This window comes from Nocardia sp. CA-120079, from assembly GCF_050955745.1.
Classification (GTDB): domain Bacteria; phylum Actinomycetota; class Actinomycetes; order Mycobacteriales; family Mycobacteriaceae; genus Nocardia.
Genome location: NZ_CP192088.1, coordinates 479,616 through 496,870 on the forward strand (window position 1 = coordinate 479,616; position 17,255 = coordinate 496,870).

At 66.1% G+C, this 17,255-nt stretch carries 17 protein-coding genes; 8 read left to right on the forward strand and 9 right to left on the reverse strand.

Annotation, left to right across the window (positions count from 1 at the left end):
• Positions 1 to 13 precede the first annotated feature (13 nt).
• Positions 14 to 2,386, reverse strand: a complete 2,373-nt coding sequence (locus ACQPYR_RS02245) for a penicillin-binding protein (protein ID WP_433627012.1) — start codon at positions 2,384 to 2,386, stop codon at positions 14 to 16.
• 368 nt (positions 2,387 to 2,754) lie between these two features.
• On the opposite strand from ACQPYR_RS02245, the gene ACQPYR_RS02250 reads away from it, so the two are divergent.
• Complete coding sequence (locus tag ACQPYR_RS02250) at positions 2,755 to 3,078, forward strand: WhiB family transcriptional regulator (protein WP_040686051.1); 324 nt, start codon at positions 2,755 to 2,757, stop codon at positions 3,076 to 3,078.
• A gap of 113 nt (positions 3,079 to 3,191) precedes the next feature.
• On the opposite strand, the gene ACQPYR_RS02255 is transcribed toward ACQPYR_RS02250, so the two are convergent.
• Together ACQPYR_RS02255 and ACQPYR_RS02260 are read right to left on the reverse strand one after the other, a co-directional pair.
• Positions 3,192 to 4,331, reverse strand: coding sequence for an ArsA family ATPase (locus ACQPYR_RS02255; protein ID WP_433627014.1), 1,140 nt, complete (start codon positions 4,329 to 4,331; stop codon positions 3,192 to 3,194).
• A complete protein-coding gene (locus ACQPYR_RS02260; protein WP_433634980.1) occupies positions 4,328 to 5,347 on the reverse strand; it encodes an ArsA-related P-loop ATPase in 1,020 nt (339 codons plus the stop codon). The genes ACQPYR_RS02255 and ACQPYR_RS02260 overlap by 4 nt, the downstream gene beginning before the upstream one ends.
• A gap of 563 nt (positions 5,348 to 5,910) precedes the next feature.
• Between ACQPYR_RS02260 and ACQPYR_RS02265 the strand changes: the two genes are divergently transcribed.
• The 3 genes from ACQPYR_RS02265 to ACQPYR_RS02275 are packed head-to-tail and all read left to right on the forward strand — an operon-like array spanning position 5,911 to position 7,353.
• On the forward strand, positions 5,911 to 6,072 hold the full coding sequence (locus ACQPYR_RS02265; RefSeq protein ID WP_085998464.1) for a DUF4177 domain-containing protein: 162 nt from the start codon (positions 5,911 to 5,913) through the stop codon (positions 6,070 to 6,072).
• A gap of 18 nt (positions 6,073 to 6,090) precedes the next feature.
• Positions 6,091 to 6,549 (forward strand): RidA family protein, encoded by a 459-nt coding sequence (locus ACQPYR_RS02270; RefSeq protein WP_433600752.1) that lies wholly within the window; start codon positions 6,091 to 6,093, stop codon positions 6,547 to 6,549.
• Between the two features lie 9 nt (positions 6,550 to 6,558).
• Entirely contained in the window at positions 6,559 to 7,353 is a 795-nt protein-coding gene (locus ACQPYR_RS02275) for an MBL fold metallo-hydrolase (protein WP_433627017.1), read from the forward strand.
• 65 nt (positions 7,354 to 7,418) lie between these two features.
• On the opposite strand, the gene ACQPYR_RS02280 is transcribed toward ACQPYR_RS02275, so the two are convergent.
• Positions 7,419 to 8,093: a Crp/Fnr family transcriptional regulator gene (locus tag ACQPYR_RS02280; protein WP_011206875.1), complete on the reverse strand. Its 675-nt coding sequence runs from the start codon at positions 8,091 to 8,093 to the stop codon at positions 7,419 to 7,421.
• A 148-nt stretch (positions 8,094 to 8,241) separates the two neighbouring features.
• Positions 8,242 to 8,484 (reverse strand): hypothetical protein, encoded by a 243-nt coding sequence (locus ACQPYR_RS02285; RefSeq protein ID WP_040686056.1) that lies wholly within the window; start codon positions 8,482 to 8,484, stop codon positions 8,242 to 8,244.
• Between the two features lie 91 nt (positions 8,485 to 8,575).
• Here ACQPYR_RS02285 and nth point away from each other — a divergent pair, with 91 nt between their 5' ends.
• Genes nth through ACQPYR_RS02305 form a run of 4 tightly spaced genes read left to right on the forward strand, consistent with a single transcriptional unit; the run spans position 8,576 to position 11,947 of the window.
• Positions 8,576 to 9,409, forward strand: coding sequence for an endonuclease III (nth, locus tag ACQPYR_RS02290; RefSeq protein ID WP_433627020.1), 834 nt, complete (start codon positions 8,576 to 8,578; stop codon positions 9,407 to 9,409).
• Complete coding sequence (locus ACQPYR_RS02295; RefSeq protein ID WP_433627023.1) at positions 9,406 to 10,041, forward strand: TlpA family protein disulfide reductase; 636 nt, start codon at positions 9,406 to 9,408, stop codon at positions 10,039 to 10,041. The genes nth and ACQPYR_RS02295 overlap by 4 nt, the downstream gene beginning before the upstream one ends.
• Complete coding sequence (locus ACQPYR_RS02300; RefSeq protein ID WP_433627026.1) at positions 10,038 to 10,757, forward strand: NUDIX hydrolase; 720 nt, start codon at positions 10,038 to 10,040, stop codon at positions 10,755 to 10,757. The genes ACQPYR_RS02295 and ACQPYR_RS02300 overlap by 4 nt, the downstream gene beginning before the upstream one ends.
• The gene (locus ACQPYR_RS02305; protein WP_433627029.1) at positions 10,754 to 11,947 is read left to right on the forward strand and encodes a MarP family serine protease; all 1,194 of its coding nucleotides are present in this window, start codon (positions 10,754 to 10,756) and stop codon (positions 11,945 to 11,947) included. Before ACQPYR_RS02300 ends, ACQPYR_RS02305 begins: the two co-directional genes overlap by 4 nt.
• Positions 11,948 to 12,245: 298 nt before the next feature.
• Here the strand turns inward: ACQPYR_RS02305 and ACQPYR_RS02310 are convergent, their stop codons facing one another.
• From ACQPYR_RS02310 to acs, 4 genes are all read right to left on the reverse strand, one after another.
• Positions 12,246 to 13,181, reverse strand: coding sequence for an alpha/beta fold hydrolase (locus ACQPYR_RS02310; RefSeq protein WP_084509564.1), 936 nt, complete (start codon positions 13,179 to 13,181; stop codon positions 12,246 to 12,248).
• A gap of 64 nt (positions 13,182 to 13,245) precedes the next feature.
• Positions 13,246 to 13,779, reverse strand: coding sequence for a phage holin family protein (locus tag ACQPYR_RS02315; RefSeq protein ID WP_433627033.1), 534 nt, complete (start codon positions 13,777 to 13,779; stop codon positions 13,246 to 13,248).
• A complete protein-coding gene (nhaA, locus tag ACQPYR_RS02320) occupies positions 13,776 to 15,035 on the reverse strand; it encodes a Na+/H+ antiporter NhaA (protein ID WP_433634981.1) in 1,260 nt (419 codons plus the stop codon). Before nhaA ends, ACQPYR_RS02315 begins: the two co-directional genes overlap by 4 nt.
• 168 nt (positions 15,036 to 15,203) lie before the next feature.
• On the reverse strand, positions 15,204 to 17,156 hold the full coding sequence (gene acs / locus ACQPYR_RS02325) for an acetate--CoA ligase (RefSeq protein WP_433627036.1): 1,953 nt from the start codon (positions 17,154 to 17,156) through the stop codon (positions 15,204 to 15,206).
• Between the last annotated feature and the right edge of the window lie 99 nt (positions 17,157 to 17,255).

Genomic DNA, 17,255 nt, shown 5'->3' on the forward strand with positions numbered 1-17,255 from the left:
TATTTATGAGGAGTTATCGAGGGGCAGGGAATCCCGGAATACTCGGTAATCCCGGAATACCTGGAATGCCCGGAATCGGAAGACCGGGTGCCGGCGCCGGTCCGGGTGCCGGCGCGGGTGCCCGTTCCGTCCCGTCGCTGATATAGATCGTGATCACCGACCCGGGAATCGCCGACCCATTCGGCGCTGTCCCCATCACCGTCCCCTTCGGCGGTGCACCGGTGCCGTTCACCGGCGAGACCTGGAAGCCCGCGGCGACCAGTGCGGCAGTCGCCTGCCCCTGGGTCATGCCCGCGACATCGGGGACCTGGGCCTGGTTGGACCCGCGCACATACTTGTCGTCCAGTGGTGGCAGTGCGGGCGGCGGGAAGTTCCCGAGCACCGGCCTGACCGCGTTGAACCAGGTGCGAGCGGGTTCATTACCACCGAAGAGATTGCCGTCGCCGCAGCCGCGCAGCGGGAACGAGCAGATCTCACCGGGTGTCGGGCTGTCGCCGTAGACGTAGGCCGCGGCCGCCAGTGAGTTGGTGAAGCCGAGGAACGCCGAGGAGCGGTGGCTCTCGGTGGTTCCGGTCTTGGCCGACAGCGGCGCGTTCCAGCCGGTCGCCCGCGCCGCGCCGGCCGCGGTGCCGCTGATGTCGTCCTGACTCATGGCGTTGGCCAGCGTGTTCGCCAGTCCGGGATCGACGACCTGCTCGCACGCCTGCTGGGTGAGCGGCACCGTCTTGCCGGAGCGGTCGATCACCTCCTTGATCGGCGATGGCGGGCACCACCGGCCGCCGGACCCCAAGGTGGCGGCCACATTCGACAGCTCCAGCGGGTTGATCGCGACCGGGCCCAGGGTGAACGAGCCGAGGTTCTGTTCCTTGATCATGTCCGCCAGGCTCTGGTTGCCGTGGCCCGAGCTGCCCGACTCGGTGTAGGAGCGCATGCCAAGGCGTACCGCCATATCGACGGTCGGGGTGACCCCGACGGCCTGGATCAGCTTGACGAACGCGGTATTCGGCGAGGTGGCCAGTGCTTCGGTCACCGACATCGGCGACTTGTAGTTACCCGCGTTCTGTACGCAGTAGGTGGCAGGCGGGCAGCCACGCGCACCACCGTTACCCATGCCCTTCGCCTCGAATCGGCCCGGCACATCGAGCTGGGCGTTGATACCGAGGCCCTTTTCCATGGCCGCGGCAGTGGTGAAGAGCTTGAAAATCGAGCCCGCGCCGTCGCCCACCATCGAATACGGCTGCGGCTGCACCGTTTCGTTGGCATCGCGGTTCAGGCCGTAGGTGCGGCTGCTGGCCATGGCCAGCAGCGGATGCGAATCCTGTCCCGGGGCGACCACCGACATCACCTGGGCGATGTCGTCGAGATTCGGGTTCGCGGCCTCGGTGACCGAGCGTTTCACCGAGTCCTGCAGAGCCGGATCGAGCGTGGTCTTGATCGTGTAGCCACCGGTATTGATCTGCTCGCGGCTGATACCGGCATTGGCCAGATACTGCAGCGCATAGTCGCAGAAGAAGCCGCGATCGTTGGCGGCGATGCAGCCGCGCGGCAGGCCCTTGGGTTCGGGGAGCACGCCGAGCGGTTCGGACTTGGCCTTGCGGAATTCCTCGGCGCGGCTGGGGATGTTCTGGATCAGCGTGTCCAACACGGTATTGCGCCGCTGCAGCACACCCTCGGGATTGGTGTAGGGATTCAGCTTCGAGCTGGACTGCACCATGCCCGCGAGCATCGCCGACTGCGGCACATTCAGATTCGCGGCGTCGACGCCGAAGTAGGTCTGCGCCGCGTCCTGGATGCCGTAGGAGGAGTTACCGAACGGGACGAGATTCAGGTATCGGGTGAGGATCTCGTCCTTGGTCAGCTCCCGGTCCAGGGTGAGCGCCATCCGGATCTCGCGCAGTTTGCGCGCGGGAGTGGTCTCGATGGCGGCCCGGCGCTCGGCGTCGGTCTTGGCGACGACGAGTAGCTGGAAATTCTTCACATACTGCTGATCGAGGGTGGACGCGCCCTGTTGCACCTCGCCGCTGCTCGTATTGGTGACGAAGGCGCGCATGGTGCCGGTCCAGTCCACACCCGCGTGCTCGGCGAAGCGCCGATCCTCGATTGAGACGATCGCCAACTTCATATCGTTGGAGATCTTGTCGCTGGGGACCTCGAAGCGGCGCTGCTCGTACAACCAGGCGATGGGCGTTCCATTCGCGTCGACCATGGTCGAGACGGCGGGGACGGTGCCCTCCACCAGCTCTGCGGACACATTGTCGACGGCGTCGGCGGCGCGGTTGGAGACGAACCCGAAACCGCCTGCGAGAGGGAACAACAACCCGGCGACGAGCACGGCGGCCAGCGCGCAGCTGCCGGCCAGCCTCGCGAGCGTATGTGTGATCGGCACGGACCCAGACTACGGGGTGCCGATCCGGCGCTCTCGGGTGTGTTTGCGAGTAGCTCGGATCCTGGAGTTCGCATGCCGGATTGGGCGTGTCGCGGGATGGATTCCGGCGTGTCGCGGAGGGGCGGACCGCAGGTCGAGTCGACCGCCCGGTTCTGGATCACGGTTGCAGGGACGGACGTACCAAAAAGTCTCGGGACGGTCTTGCGCAGAAGCCATACCTTTACCTAGATTGAGAACCCAGTGTGATAGAGCTAACACTCAAAGTGGAATGTGGTGCAGTTCGCAGCGGGGTTTGGGTTGCTGCGACACTGACACGCGATTCTGGAGCGCCGTTGACCCGGTGTTCGGACTGCAAAGGGGCACACCAAATGCACATGACAACCCCCATCGCTCGATTGGACGTAGAGCAGGCCGAAGCAAGGATCGCCTGGGTAGCCCAGGCCCGATGCAAGGAAGTAGACCCTGATCAACTGTTCGTCCGCGGCGCGGCGCAGCGCAAGGCGGCGACGATCTGCAGGCACTGCCCGGTGCTGATGCAGTGTGGGGCCGATGCACTCGACAATCGAGTCGAGTTCGGCGTGTGGGGTGGAATGACCGAACGGCAGCGTCGTGCGCTGCTCAAGCAGCACCCGGAGGTGACGTCCTGGGCGGACTTTTTCCAAGCCCAGCGTCAACATCAAATCGCAATCTAACCCTGGAACTGAAGCCGAGCCCGCGATTGCGGGCTCGGCTTCGTTAACGGGTCTATATCAAACCGGCATCAGAATGACACAGTCGCTCGAGCGATTTCGCCGCCGATAACGGCTCAGGCGGTCACCTCGACCGGGTGCGCATCGGTGAGTTGCGCCGCGACGGCACGCAGCGCCTCCAGATCGGAGACCTCGAAGGGCAGGGCGGTCACCGAGGCGATCGGCACCCGTGGATGCGCACCGGTGAACCGGTGCAGCAGATGCTGTTCGCGCTTGGCGGTAGTGACCCGCTGGGCGTGAATACGCAGCACCGCGGCGGTCAGCGGATCGGATTCGGCGAGCTGATCGGCGGCAGTCAGCGCATGATCGGCCGACAGTGAACTGAGCATCGGGTGGGTCCGGTTCAAGATCAGCCCGGCCAGCGGCATGCGTTCGGTCGAGAGCCGGTCGACGAAGAAGGACGCCTCGCGCAGCGCATCCGGTTCGGCGGCCGCCACCACCAAGAAGTGCGTGCCCGGCTTGGACAGCATCGCGTACGTGCGGTCCGCGCGATCCTGGAAACCACCGAACAACGACTCCAGCGACTGCAAGAAATTCGACGCGTCCTTGAGCATCTGGCCGCCGACAATGGTCGAAACCCCGCGCACGGCCAGGCTCATCGCACCGGTCACCAATCGGGTGACACCGCGACCGGGAGCCATGATGACCCGGATCATCCTGCCGTTCAAGAAGTTTCCGAGCCGCTGCGGAGCATCGAGGAAATCGAGCGCATTGCGCGACGGGGGAGTGTCGACCACGATCAGGTCCCACTCCTTGCGTCCGGCCAGCTGACCGAGCTTCTCCATCGCCATGTACTCCTGCGTACCGCCGAAGGAGGAGGCGACCGTCTGATAGAAGGGATTGGCGAAAATCTGCTCCGCCTTCTCCGGACTGGTGTGCTCGAGCACCATATCGTCGAAGGTGCGCCGCATATTGAGCATCATCGCGTGCAATTCGCCCTTGGCGTCCGGACCGAGCGCCACCCGCTGCGGGGTGTTGTCCAGATCGGCGACACCGAGTGACTGGGCCAGCCGACGTGCCGGGTCGATGGTGAGCACCACGACCTTGCGCCCCTGCTCGGCCGCGCGCAATCCGATGGCCGCCGCGGTGGTCGTCTTGCCGACGCCGCCGGAGCCGCAGCAGACCACCACCCGCGCGGAGGGATCGGCGATAATGCTCGAAACATCTAGTGGCGTGGCCACATTCGGACTACTCATCGGACCCCCTGCTTGCTCAGATGTTCGGCAAGTTCATAGATGCCACCGAGATCCATGCCGTCGGCGAGCGCGGGCAGATACATCCGCGATACATCCACCTTCGCGAGTTCGGCGGCGCTTTCGTCCTGTGCCCGCAAAGTGGCCGAATGCTCGACGGTTTCGGTGATCAGGCCCTGGAAGTCCTGGTCCGACAGGGAAATTCCGGTCTCGGTGAGTCCGGCGCGAATGGCATCGCGATCGATATCGCCCTCTGCGGCTTTATTACGCACGTCGGCCGGCAGTTGGCCCTTGGTCGCCCGGTTCACGATGACGGTGCCGATTCGCAGGTCATTGGCGGTGAGTTCGGCGACGGCGTCGGCGGTTTCCTGCACCGGCAGCGCCTCGAGCAGGGTGACCAGGTGGATCATCGTCTGATCGGAGTGCAGCAGCCTCGAGACGCCCTCGGCCTGCGAGGCGATCGGCCCGCCCTTGGCCACCTCGACCATGGCCTGGGTGACATCGAGGAAGCTGGCGATCCGTCCGGTCGGCGGTGCGTCGACAACGATTTCGTCGAATACGGGCTTGCCCTGCTTATCCACCCGGACCGCGCATTCCTTGATCTTGCCGGTCAGGATGACATCGCGCAGACCGGGTGCAATCGTGGTGACGAATTCGATGGCGCCGACCCGGCGCATCGCCCGCCCGGCGAAGCCCAAGTTGTAGAACATATCCAGGTATTCGAGGAAGGCGTGCTCGATATCGAGTGCGAGCGCGACGACTTCACCGCCGCCGTCCGCGGTGGCGATCCTGGTTTCGGTGGGCGGCAGCGGCGGCAGATCGAACAGTTGGGCAATGGACTGCCTGCTCTCCACCTCGACCAACAGCACCCGCCGTCCGCCCGCGGCCAGCGCGAGTGCCAGCGCGGCGGCGACCGTCGACTTACCGGTTCCCCCCTTGCCGGAGACATAGTGCAGGCGGGCCTTATCCGCGCGTTCCGGCCAACCTGCTTCCGGCGCCGGCTCCGCCGAAATAGGCACTGCTGTTGGTACTCCCACGATCGCGAGCCTATAACCCGTTCTGACATCGCGTCCCAGCGATATGGTCAGCGCCTCATTTTCCGGAGATTCTGCCTCAGACAGTGGGAGCCGAGTTTGCCGCAGAGTCGGATACCTGCTCTACCAACCACCATGGAGCGAGTCTTACGAGCGACCCGTTCGCGGTCCGGCTGGCGTCCGAGTCGTCGAAGCGCATGCGACGCAGGCCTGGGATTCGACCACCCTGCACGCGTGCACCAAGTGCCGAACGCCCCGCCATCACCGACCACCACGGAGCGAGTCAGTTCGCGGCCCGTCTCGCGTCTGAGTCGTCCAAGCGCATGCCGCAGACCGGCACTTGACCACCCAGCACGCGTGCACCAAGTGCCGAACGCCCGCCCTCGGCGACCACCACGGAGCGAGTCTTACGAGCGACCGTTCGCGGCCCGTCTCGCGTCCGAGTCGTCGAAGCGCATGCGACGAAGTCGCGAGTCTCGACGGCTCGGACGCGAGACACCGGGGGGCCGCGAACACGCCGCGCCGAAGGCGCTGCAAAATGTCACAGCATGAGTGATTCGAAGGTGTGGGAGTACGCCACCGTTCCGTTGCTGACGCATGCGACCAAGCAGATCCTGGACCAGTGGGGCGCCGACGGTTGGGAGCTGGTGACCGTGCTGCCCGGTCCGACCGGTGAACAGCACGTCGCCTACCTCAAGCGCCCCAAGTAACCGAAGGGACTTGCACTTATGACCCAGTGGGAGAAGAACCTCGCCCAGCTCGGCCTGGCCCTGCCGCCGGTCGTGGCGCCGGTCGCCGCCTACATTCCGGCGATCCGCACCGGATCGCTGGTCTACACCTCCGGTCAGCTGCCGTTCGTGGACGGCCAGTTGTCGGCGACCGGCAAGGTCGGCGCGGAGGTCTCGCTCGAACAGGCCAAGGAGGCGGCCAAGTTCTGCGCGCTGAACGCGATTGCCGCGGTGCACGATCTGGTCGGGCTCGATGCGGTGGTGCGCATTGTGAAGGTCGTCGGATTCGTCGCCTCCGCACCGGGATTCACCGATCAGCCGCAGGTCGTCAATGGCGCCTCGGAATTGCTCGGCGCGGTCTTCGGTGATGCGGGCGTACACGCGCGCTCCGCGGTCGGCGTCGCCGAACTGCCCCGCAACACCCCCGTCGAAGTCGAACTGATCGCCGAAGTGCGCTAGACAGGATCGATGACGCTCACCCATCCCGCATACGGCCGGCTGCGGCAGGTCACGCCGACCGCGGCCGTCGTGCTCGCGGACAATCCCGGCCAGATGACGCTGGAGGGGACCAATACCTGGCTGCTGCGTGCGCCGGGGCAGTCGGAATACGTCCTCGTCGATCCGGGACCGAAGGACAAGGCGCACAGCGAGACGCTCGCGCGCGTCACCGACGGCAATATCGCGCTCACCCTGATCACGCACCGGCATCACGATCACACCGGCGGTATCGACCGGCTGGTCGCGCTGACGGGTACGCCGGTGCGGGCCAGGACCGCCGAATTCCTGCGCGGTTCGGATGCGCCGCTGGTCGACGGAGAGGTGATCGAGGCCGCCGGACTGCGGATCACCGTCCTCGACACTCCCGGCCACACCAAGGATTCGGTGAGTTTCGTACTCGACGACGCGGTGTTGACCGGTGACACCATCCTCGGCTTCGGCACCACCGTCCTCGATTCCACCGACGGCGCCCTCGCCGATTACCTGGCATCGCTGGACAAGCTGGTCGAGGCGGGTGCGGGACGTGCGCTGCTACCCGCACATGGTCCGGATCATCCCGATCTGGAACCGGTGGCGCGGTACTACATCGCGCATCGGCAGGAGCGGCTCGATCAGGTGCGGGCGGCATTGCGCGTGCTCGGGCCGAACGCGGGGGCGATGTCGGTTGTGCGCAAGGTCTATGCCGATGTGGACAAGCGGCGGTGGCCGGCGGCACGCAGTTCGGTGCAAGCGCAGTTGGAGTACCTGCGCGCCGAGCAGAACTAGAAACACCGAAAGCACGCTGAGTTCATTCGGTAGCTGAACTCAGCGTGCTTTTGCGTTCGGATGCGTCAGCGCGCGCGGCGGGCCAGGCGCTCGGAGTCGGAGATCAGCACGCTCTTGCCCTCCAGCCGTAGCCAGCCGCGGTGCGCGAAGTCGGCCAGAGCCTTGTTCACGGTCTCGCGGGAGGCGCCGACCAGCTGCGCGATCTCTTCCTGGGTGAGGTCGTGGGTGACCCGCAGCGCACCGGCCTCCTGGGTGCCGAACCGCTGCGCGAGCTGCAGCAACGCCTTGGCGACCCGGCCGGGGACGTCGGTGAAGATCAGGTCGGCCAGGTTGTTGTTGGTGCGGCGCAAACGACGGGCGAGAACGCGCAGCAGTTGCTCGGCGATCTCGGGCCGCTGGTCGATCCAGGACTTGAGTGCGTCACGATCCATGGTGACCGCACGGACCTCGGTCACGGTGGTAGCGGTCGAGGTGCGCGGACCCGGGTCGAAGATCGACAGCTCACCGAACATGTCCGACGGACCCATGATGGTCAGCAGGTTTTCCCTGCCGTCCGGGGAACGTCGTCCGATCTTCACTTTTCCGGAGGTGATGATGTACAACCGGTCGCCGGGCTCGCCCTCGTTGAAGATGACATGGCCGCGCGGAAAATCCACGGGCTGCAGTTGTTTGGCGAGAGCCGCCACCGCGGTGGGCTCTACGCCTTGGAAGATGCCTGCTCTGGCGAGGGCCTCGTCCACGAATGTGCTCCTTATGGGAAATGGCTCTGTCCTGGACCGAAGCGATTCGGCCAACAGCGCAGTCTACGCGGCATTACAGCAGCGTAGTGACAGACACCACGTAACGAGTCGATTGCGCGGCGTGCCAGGTACCGGTTGATAGGGGGATTCAGCTGGCGCGTGCGACGTCCAGCTCTTCGCCACGGGACCGACGCCTGCGCATCCGTGCCACCGCGGCGGGCAGTCCGAGCTTCGTCAGCTCCTTCACTTCGGCGTTGCTTGCCTTGTCCAGGTACTGCTGAACCTCTTCGTCGGGTTCGAGAAGTTTGCGGAGCCGATTCTCGACCCGCTCCATGCCCAGTGCAAACAGCATCAGCACCACTGGGAAGAGCACCACAGCGAGTCCTTGCATGACGAGCAGTAAACACGGTCTAGGTCTCAGATGGAACACGGCAAGAGATCTAGGAGGGCACCGTTGTGGGGTGGTTCCGTATGGTGGACGCGTGCGTGTCTCCCCCTCCACTGCTGCCGTGAGCGGGCCTGCGCCTGCCGTCGAGGCGACCGATGCGCAACCCGCCGCGGTCCCCGCGCCGAAGCGCAAATCCCGAGCGCGACAAGCGGAAACCCAGCTCGGCCTGACCCGAAGGGCCCGCCGGATGAACCGCACTCTCGCGGTGGCTTTTCCGGACGCGCACTGTGAGCTGGATTTCACCACACCACTCGAATTGGCGGTTGCGACAATACTTTCCGCGCAGTGCACCGATGAGCGGGTGAATCTGACCACACCCGCGCTCTTCGCAAAGTATCCGGATGCTCGCGCCTATGCCGAGGCAAACCGCGCCGAGCTGGAGGAATACATCCGGCCGACGGGCTTCTTCCGCAACAAGACCAGTTCGCTGATCGGGCTCGGGCAGGCGCTGGTCGAACGCTTCGATGGTGAATTGCCTCACACCCTCGACGAACTGGTGCAGTTGCCGGGCATCGGCCGCAAGACTGCCAACGTCATCCTCGGCAACGCCTTCGGTGTGCCCGGCATTACGGTCGACACCCATTTCGGCCGGCTGGTGCGCCGCTGGGCGTGGACCACCGAGGAAGATCCGGTGAAGGTGGAACACGCCATCGGCGCGATCATCGAACGCAAGGAATGGACGATGTTGTCCCATCGCGTGATTTTCCATGGGCGCCGGGTCTGTCATTCCCGCAAGCCCGCATGTGGTGTCTGCATTCTGGCCAAGGACTGCCCGTCGTTCGGGGTCGGGCCGACCGATCCGGAAACCGCGGCCAAGCTGGTGAAGGGTCCGGAGGCGGAGCATTTGCTCGAGCTGGTGGGCCGGTGAGACGAATACCTGTCGCGGCGCGTTTGGCGCTGGCAGGGTTGATCACCGTGGTGGCCTTGGCGGTCGCGCTGTGGCCCCGCGCTGACGACGACACCGCGACGAGCGGCGACCACTCGGCGAATTCCCTTGCGAGCGCATCGGTCGAGGCGCGCACTGCCGCCGGGCTCGCGAATTGCCCGGCGCCCGCAGCGGATACGGTGGGACGCGGGCCGCTTGCCGGACTCGCCCTGACCTGTCTGGCCGACGGCAAACCGGTCGACCTGGCGGCCGCACTCGCGGGCAAACCGGCACTGCTGAACCTGTGGGCGTACTGGTGTGGACCGTGCGCCAAAGAGTTGCCAGATGTGCAGGAGTACGCGCGACGGGCCGGAAACGCGATTACCGTGCTGACCGTGCACAGCGATCCGGATGAGGCGAGGGCGCTCGCGCTGCTGACCGACCTGAAGGTGACGTTGCCCAGCGTCCTCGACCCGCGCACCAAGGTGCGAACCGCGGTCGGTGCGCCCGCGGTGCTGCCGGTATCGGTGCTGTTGCGTGCCGATGGTTCGATCGCCGAGGTGGTGGTGCGGGCATTCAACGGCGTCGACGATATCGCCGATACGGTCGCGAATAATCTGGGAGTTGCGGCATGACCGAGAGCACCGTGCCGGGCAGCATCCCGAAATGGCTGCGCCGAGCGGCGGACCCGAATACCGATTCCACCGACACGCTGTCCTTGGCGCGGGCGGTCCGGCGGGCCATGACGATCAGCACCACACCGCGGCAGGCGGCGGTGCTCGTACTGTTCAGTGGTTCGCCCGAAGCCGATCCCGAGGCGCCGGGCGGGGTGCCCGCCGATGCGGATGTGCTGCTCACCCAGCGCGCTTCCACCATGCGCCAGCACCGCGGTCAGGTCGCCTTTCCCGGCGGTGCGGTCGATCCCGGCGACTCCGGTCCGATCGATACCGCCCTGCGCGAGGCCTGCGAGGAGACCGGGCTGGCGCGCGAGGGCGTCGAACCATTTGCGGTGCTGCCGAAGCTTTTCGTGCCCCCGTCCCGCTTCGACGTGACACCGGTGGTGGCCTACTGGCACACCCCGAGGGCGGTCCATGTGGTCAACCACACCGAGACCGAACGCGTCGTGCGGGTGCCGCTTGCCGACCTGCTGGACCCGGCGAATCGCTTCATGGTGCGCGGCAGCCTCGGCTATCAGAGTCCGGCGTTCCAGGTGGACGGAATGCTGGTGTGGGGACTGACCGGCGGCATTCTGGCGGGCATCTGCAACACCGCCGGGTGGGAACGGGACTGGGACCACAGCGATGTTCGCGATCTAGAGTCCGCGCTGGCGGCCGTAGGGATGACGTTATGAGTTCATCGGCTTGGCTCGATATCGCTGTGGTGCTGCTCGCGCTGCTGGCCGCCTCCTCCGGTTGGCGGCAGGGCGCGGTGGCCTCCGCGCTGGCCTTTCTGGGCGTCGTACTCGGCGCGGTCGCGGGCATTCTCATCGCTCCGCACATCCTGATCCATGTCAACGAGGGCAGACCGCGGGTGCTCACCGGCGTGCTGTTGATCGTGCTGCTGGTCATCGTCGGTGAGGTCGCGGGCATGGTGCTCGGCAGGGCCGCGCGCGGCGGTATGCGACATCCGTTCACTCGCAGTGTGGACAGCGTCGTCGGCGCGGTGCTGCAGGCGGTCGCGGTGCTGGTCACCGCATGGCTGCTGGCGTTGCCGCTGGCCACCTCGTCCCAGCCGGCCATCGCCGCGGCCATCAACGGTTCGAAGGTGCTCGCCGACGTCAACGATGTCTCCCCGAGTTGGCTACGGCGGCTGCCGAACGAATTCTCCAAGCTGCTCAACACATCCGGGCTGCCGGATGTCATCGGACCGTTCGGTCGCGCGCCGATCGCGGCGGTCGAACCGCCGGACCCCAGCGTGCTCGCCAGCCCGGTCGCGGCCTCGCTGCAGCAGAGTGTGCTGCGCATCCGCGGCGTGGCGCCGAGCTGCCAGCGGGCGCTGGAGGGGTCGGGCTTCGTGATCGCACCCGAACGCGTGATGACCAATGCGCACGTGGTCGCGGGTACGACGAGCGTCAGCGTGGATACCGCGCGTGGCCCGCTCGAGGCGACGGTGGTGCTGTTCGATCCGTCCAAGGATGTCGCGGTGCTTGCGGTGCCCGGCCTCACCGCCCCGATCGTCCCGCAGGCGCCCTCGGCCGCGCACTCCGGCGACAGTGCCATCGTGCTCGGCTACCCGGGCGGCGGACCGTACACGGCCAGCGCGGCTCGGGTGCGCGAGACGCTGGATCTGACCGGGCCGACCATCTACCGCAACGGCACGGTCGAGCGTGAGGTCTATACCGTCCGCGGTTTGGTGCGGGCAGGCAATTCCGGTGGGCCGCTGGTGGATACCGAGGGGCAGGTGCTCGGTGTGGTCTTCGGTGCGGCTGTCACCGACGATGACACCGGTTATGTGCTGACGCTGAACGAGGTGCGCGCGCAATTGGAGGCCGCGCCCGGTTCGAATTCGCCGATCCAGACCGGAGCCTGCGTACTGAGCTGAGACCGGGTGGGGCGACCGACTATGCGAGCCGGTCGCCCCGATCGGACCCAACTCGGACACAGCGCCCAAGGTTCCGGCGGTCTCAAAGGCGTGATTGCGGGCCGCCGACGCTCGAACATCGGTCCTGTTGCATGCGGCGCCGACAATGACCGGATCGGTCGGGGCTGCGCGGCCCATGGTTGCGATCAGACGGTCCGGCGTGAAATCGGTGTCGACGCTGAGCATTGCTCGGACGTATCGCAGTGGCGCGGTATGTCCGGGACCATCTGCTCGACGAATTGTCCGGGCTGGAACCGGCTTACCCGAGCAGCTTGGCCAACTCCATCGTGACGGCTTCCGGGTTCTCTTGGTGCGCAAAGTGACCCGCGCCGGGAATCACGACCTGTCGCCGCTGCGGTGACAACCGGCGGCCGCGCTGGAAGGTCGCGGGCAGGATGTAGCCGTCGAGTTCACCGCGCATGGCCAGCACCGGAATGCGGATCGGCACCCGCATGGTGGCCATGAACCGCCGACCATCCGGACGCCACTGACTGCGGAAGGCCCAGCGCTGGTATTCCAGCGCACAGTGCGCCGCACCGGGAATCTGGATGGCCGAGCGCATCCGATCGGCCGTCTCGATGAATTCGGCGGTGCCCGACCAGGTTCGGCTCACTCGCTGGCGCAGCAGCCGTTCGACCTCGAAGCCGTTGCCGGTGGTCAGCAGATGTTCGCCGTAGCGCGGCAGCTGATAGCGCAGGAAATTCGGCAGCCAGGTGCGCCGCTGACGCCGGTCCCGCAGTACCGCGCTCTTGAGTGCGGCCGGATGCGGGGAACTCACCAGTGCGATCGAGCGCACCAGCCGTGGATGCAGCACCGCGGTGGTCCAGCACACCAGTCCGCCGTCGGCATGTCCGACCAGCGTGGCCTCGGAATAGCCCATGGCGCGGATGAGGCCGGCGATATCACCGGCCAGCGTCCAACCGTCATAGCCGCGCGGCGGTTTATCGCTGTCGCCGTAGCCGCGCAGATCCACCGCGACCGCGCGATAGCCGAGTTCGGCGAGTCCGGTCAGCTGATGCCGCCAGGACCACCAGAGATCGGCGAATCCGTGCAGCAGGACGACCAGCGGTGCGTCCGGGCGGTCCGGTTCGGCCTCGACGACATGGAAGCGAATGCCGTTTGCGTGCACGTCCCGATGCGTCCACGGACCGTCGTAACGGACGCTGGACGGATCGGGAAACGAGTTCGACGACACGCCGACCGAGCCTAGTAGGGGTCCGGCCAACCGCCTAGTCGACGCTGCCGTGCCGCTCCGGCTGCTACCCGAGCGACTTCGACTGCGTCGGCTCCGCGAGCGTGAGGGGCTGCTCGTGCGAGCCGAATCCGCTCGGCAGCACGGTGCGCGCCTGCTTGAGCGAATCGATCGTCTTCTCCGGCGCCCGCAGTTTCTTGACCCGCAGATAGCCGAGCAGGGCGAGCACCGCCGTCGCGACGATCATCAGCAGGAACACGATCAGGAACGCCGCCCAGCGCGCCAGCCAGACATCGAGCAGCTCGCCGAGGAAGAAGAAAAAGAAAAAGGTGCTGAACAGCAGCACGGTCAGCGCGAGGATGAAGTAGACGCTGCCCTGCAGGCCCTTCTTGATCTCCCCGGTCACCTCGGCCTTGGCCAGTTCGACCTCGGCCCGCACCAGCGTCGACATCTGCTCGGTGGCATCGCGGACCAGGGTGCCGAAGCTCGCCGACCCGGCCGGGTCGGCGTCCGAGAGGGGAATCGAGGTGACGGTGCGGTCGCGACGCGACTCATCCCCGTTACCGCGCTGCGTCCCATTCCTATCTTGGGCGAAACTCACTTGGTCGACCCTTCTCCCTGTCCCGGCACTGCTTCCGCCTCAGTCTCTCGTTCTATCGCACGCGCGTCCCGCCGCGCCTGGTGGACACGCCCACGCCGCAACAGTAGCGCCGAACCCGCGAGCGACGCCGTCATCGACGTCACCAACACCGCGGCCTTCGCCAATTCGACGGCCGAGCCGTCACCGACGTCGGTCAGCGCGAGTTCTGCCACCAGAAGGCTAACGGTGAAGCCGATCGCGCCGAGCACCGAGAGGGCGAACATGTCTCGGTAGCCGAGGCTGACCGGACGCTTCGCAATGCCCAATCGGATTGCCACCCAGCTGATTCCGAAGATACCGACAGTCTTGCCGAGCAGTAATCCGAGAATTATGGCCAGCGGCAGCCTGTCACTGAACAGGTGTTGGAAAACCTTGCCGTCCAACGGAACTCCGGAGGCGAACAAGGCGAACAGCGGCACGCAGAGGCCGGCCGAGATCGGCTGGATCATATGCTCGAGCCGCGTTGCCGGGGCTTCGGTCTCGCCCGGATCCTTGCGCACCCTGGTGAGCAGGCCGAGCGCGACACCGGCCAGCGTCGGATGGATGCCCGCCTCGTGCAGCGCGTACCAGGAGACCAGCGCGAGCGGCACATACAGCAGTGGTGTGGATATTCGCCTGTGCTGGGCCAGTGCCCACATAGCGAAGCAGGCCGCCGCGCCCAGCAGCCACAGCGCCGAAAGCGTCGTAGTGAACAGCACCGCGATGAGGATGATGGCGAGCAGATCGTCGACCACCGCGAGGCTCAGCAGAAAGACCCGCGCGCTTGCCGGAATCCGGGATCCGGTCATGGCCAGCACAGCCAGCGCGAACGCGATATCGGTCGCCACCGGAATCGCCCAGCCACGGTCCATCCCGTCGACGCCGAATCCGACCGCGAATGCGATCAGCGCCGGGGTGACCACGCCGCCGACCGCCGCGATGATCGGCAGTAGGGCCCGTTTCGGATCGGCGAGCTCGCCGACCACCAGCTCGCGTTTGAGTTCCAATCCGGCGACGAAGAAGAAAATGGCGAGCAAACCGTCCTTGGTCCAGTCCGCGACGGTGAGATCCAGATGCAGTGCTTTGATCGGCAGGACGTACTCGGTGACGGTCAAGTAGCTCTGGCCGCACGGCGAGTTCACCCACAGCAACGCGGCAGCAGCCGCGATCAGAAGTATCGCACCGCCAACGGTTTCGGTGCGTAGATACCGCGTCAGCTCCGAGCGCACTTGGGTGATCACGGGAAACCTTCCGCCAGGGTGGACTCCGACCGCGGGCGCGCAATCCCACCGATCCGGCTTTCAGGTACGCGACCGCATGCCGACCAGGCTTCCCGGCACACCTTACGCAATTCTAACGGGTACGGCCGGTGACGAATTCCGTCACCGGCCGTACGACGTGCCGATTCAGGCGCGGCTGGCCCGGATCGCCTCGAAAACGTTCGGATCGACCAGCGTCGAGGTGTCGCCCAATTCGCGGCCCTCCGCGACATCGCGCAGCAGTCGCCGCATGATCTTGCCGCTGCGGGTCTTGGGCAGCTCGGGTACCACGTGGATCTCGCGCGGCCGGGCGATCGGGCTGATCTCCCGTGACACCTCCGCCTTCAGTTCGCCGATCAGCGCGTCTCCGGTGTCCTTGGCCTCGGCCGTCAGGATCACGAAGGCGACGATGCCCTGTCCGGTGGTCGCATCGCTGGCGCCCACCACCGCGGCCTCGGCGACGCCGGAGTGACCGACCAGCGCGGATTCGACCTCGGCGGTGGAGATGCGGTGACCCGACACATTCATCACGTCGTCGACCCGGCCCAGCACCCACAGGTCGCCGTCGGCATCGAGCTTGGCGCCGTCACCGGCGAAGTACCAGCCCTGTTCCGCGTAGCGCTCCCAATAGGTGGACCGGTAGCGATCCATATCGCCCCAGATGCCGCGCAGCATCGACGGCCACGGCTGATCGAGCACCAGATAGCCATTGGCCTCGGTCTCGCCGAGCTCGACCGCTTTGCCTTCTTCGTCGACGACCATCGCCGAAATTCCGGGCAGCGGGGTCATCGCGGCGCCGGGCTTGGCGGCGGTGACACCCGGCAGCGGGGAGATCATGATCGACCCCGTCTCGGTCTGCCACCAGGTGTCCACGATGGGCGCGGTGTTCGCACCGATTACCTCGCGGTACCAGCGCCAGGCCTCCGGATTGATCGGTTCGCCGACGCTGCCGAGCACCCGGATGCTGGACAGATCATGTGCGGCCGGAATCTCCCTACCCCACTTCATGAATGTGCGAACCAGCGTCGGTGCCGTGTAATAGATTGTGACGCCGTACTTTTCGACGATATTCCAGTGCCGGTGCTCGTCCGGGAAGTTCGGCGTGCCCTCGTAGACGACCTGGGTGGTCCGGTTCGACAGCGGTCCGTAGACGATGTAGGTGTGCCCGGTGACCCAGCCGATATCGGCGGTGCACCAGTAGATGTCCTGTCCGGCCTTGTGGTCGAAGACATTGTGGTGGGTGTAGGAGGCCTGGGTGAGGTATCCGCCGCTGGTGTGCAGGATGCCCTTGGGCTTTCCGGTGGTGCCGGAGGTGTAGAGGATGAACAGCGGGTGCTCGGCGTCGAAGGCCTGCGCCTGGTGTTCGGGCGCGGCCTGCGCGACGGTCTCGTGCCACCACAGGTCGCGGCCCTCGGTCCACGGCACCTCGATATCGGTGCGCCGCACCACGAGTACGTGTTCGACAGAGTGCGGCACATCGCCATTGGCGTAGAGCGCCTCGTCGACTGCCTCCTTGAGTGGGGCGGCCTTACCGCGACGCCACTGACCGTCGGTGGTGATGATCAACCGGGCGCTCGCGTCGTCGACGCGCTGGCGCAGCGCCGTGGGGGAGAAGCCCGCGAATACCACCGAATGCGTGAGCCCGAGTCGGGCGCAGGCCAGCATCGACACGATCGCCTCGGGCACCATCGGCATATAGATGGCGACCCGGTCGCCCGCTTCGAGCCCGAGTTCGGTCAGATAGTTTGCGGCGCGGGAAACTTCGGTGAGGAGTTCGGCGTAGGTGATGTCGCGGGAGTCGCCCGGTTCGCCCTCCCAGTGGATGGCGACCTGATCGCCGTGTCCGTCGAGCACATGGCGGTCCACGCAGTTGTAGGCGACATTGAGCTTGCCGTCGACGAACCACTTCGCGACGGGCGCGTCACTCCAGTCGAGCACCTGTGTCCACGGCTGCTCCCAGTGCAGCCGGTCGGCCTGCTCGGCCCAGAACGCGTCGCGATCCGCCGTGGCCCGCTGGTACAACGACGCGTCGGCATTCGCCGCCGCGGCGAATTCCGCGGTCGGCGGGTACGAGTCCCGGTGGTCGGTGGTTTCGGTCATCTCGTCTCTTCCTCACGTAGCCCCGTGGTGCTGGCAGTCGCAGTCGATTTCGACAGTAACCAACTGTGATCCGGCCCGCGCCTGCTGTGTCCAATGGGT

Coding starts and splice junctions, on each gene's coding strand:
- ACQPYR_RS02250 (WP_040686051.1), top strand. CDS start 2,755: ATGCACATGACAACCCCCATCGCTCGATTGGACGTAGAGCAGGCCGAA.
- ACQPYR_RS02255 (WP_433627014.1), bottom strand. CDS start 4,331: ATGAGTAGTCCGAATGTGGCCACGCCACTAGATGTTTCGAGCATTATC.
- ACQPYR_RS02265 (WP_085998464.1), top strand. CDS start 5,911: ATGAGTGATTCGAAGGTGTGGGAGTACGCCACCGTTCCGTTGCTGACG.
- ACQPYR_RS02270 (WP_433600752.1), top strand. CDS start 6,091: ATGACCCAGTGGGAGAAGAACCTCGCCCAGCTCGGCCTGGCCCTGCCG.
- ACQPYR_RS02275 (WP_433627017.1), top strand. CDS start 6,559: ATGACGCTCACCCATCCCGCATACGGCCGGCTGCGGCAGGTCACGCCG.
- ACQPYR_RS02285 (WP_040686056.1), bottom strand. CDS start 8,484: ATGCAAGGACTCGCTGTGGTGCTCTTCCCAGTGGTGCTGATGCTGTTT.
- ACQPYR_RS02300 (WP_433627026.1), top strand. CDS start 10,038: ATGACCGAGAGCACCGTGCCGGGCAGCATCCCGAAATGGCTGCGCCGA.
- ACQPYR_RS02305 (WP_433627029.1), top strand. CDS start 10,754: ATGAGTTCATCGGCTTGGCTCGATATCGCTGTGGTGCTGCTCGCGCTG.
- acs (WP_433627036.1), bottom strand. CDS start 17,156: ATGACCGAAACCACCGACCACCGGGACTCGTACCCGCCGACCGCGGAA.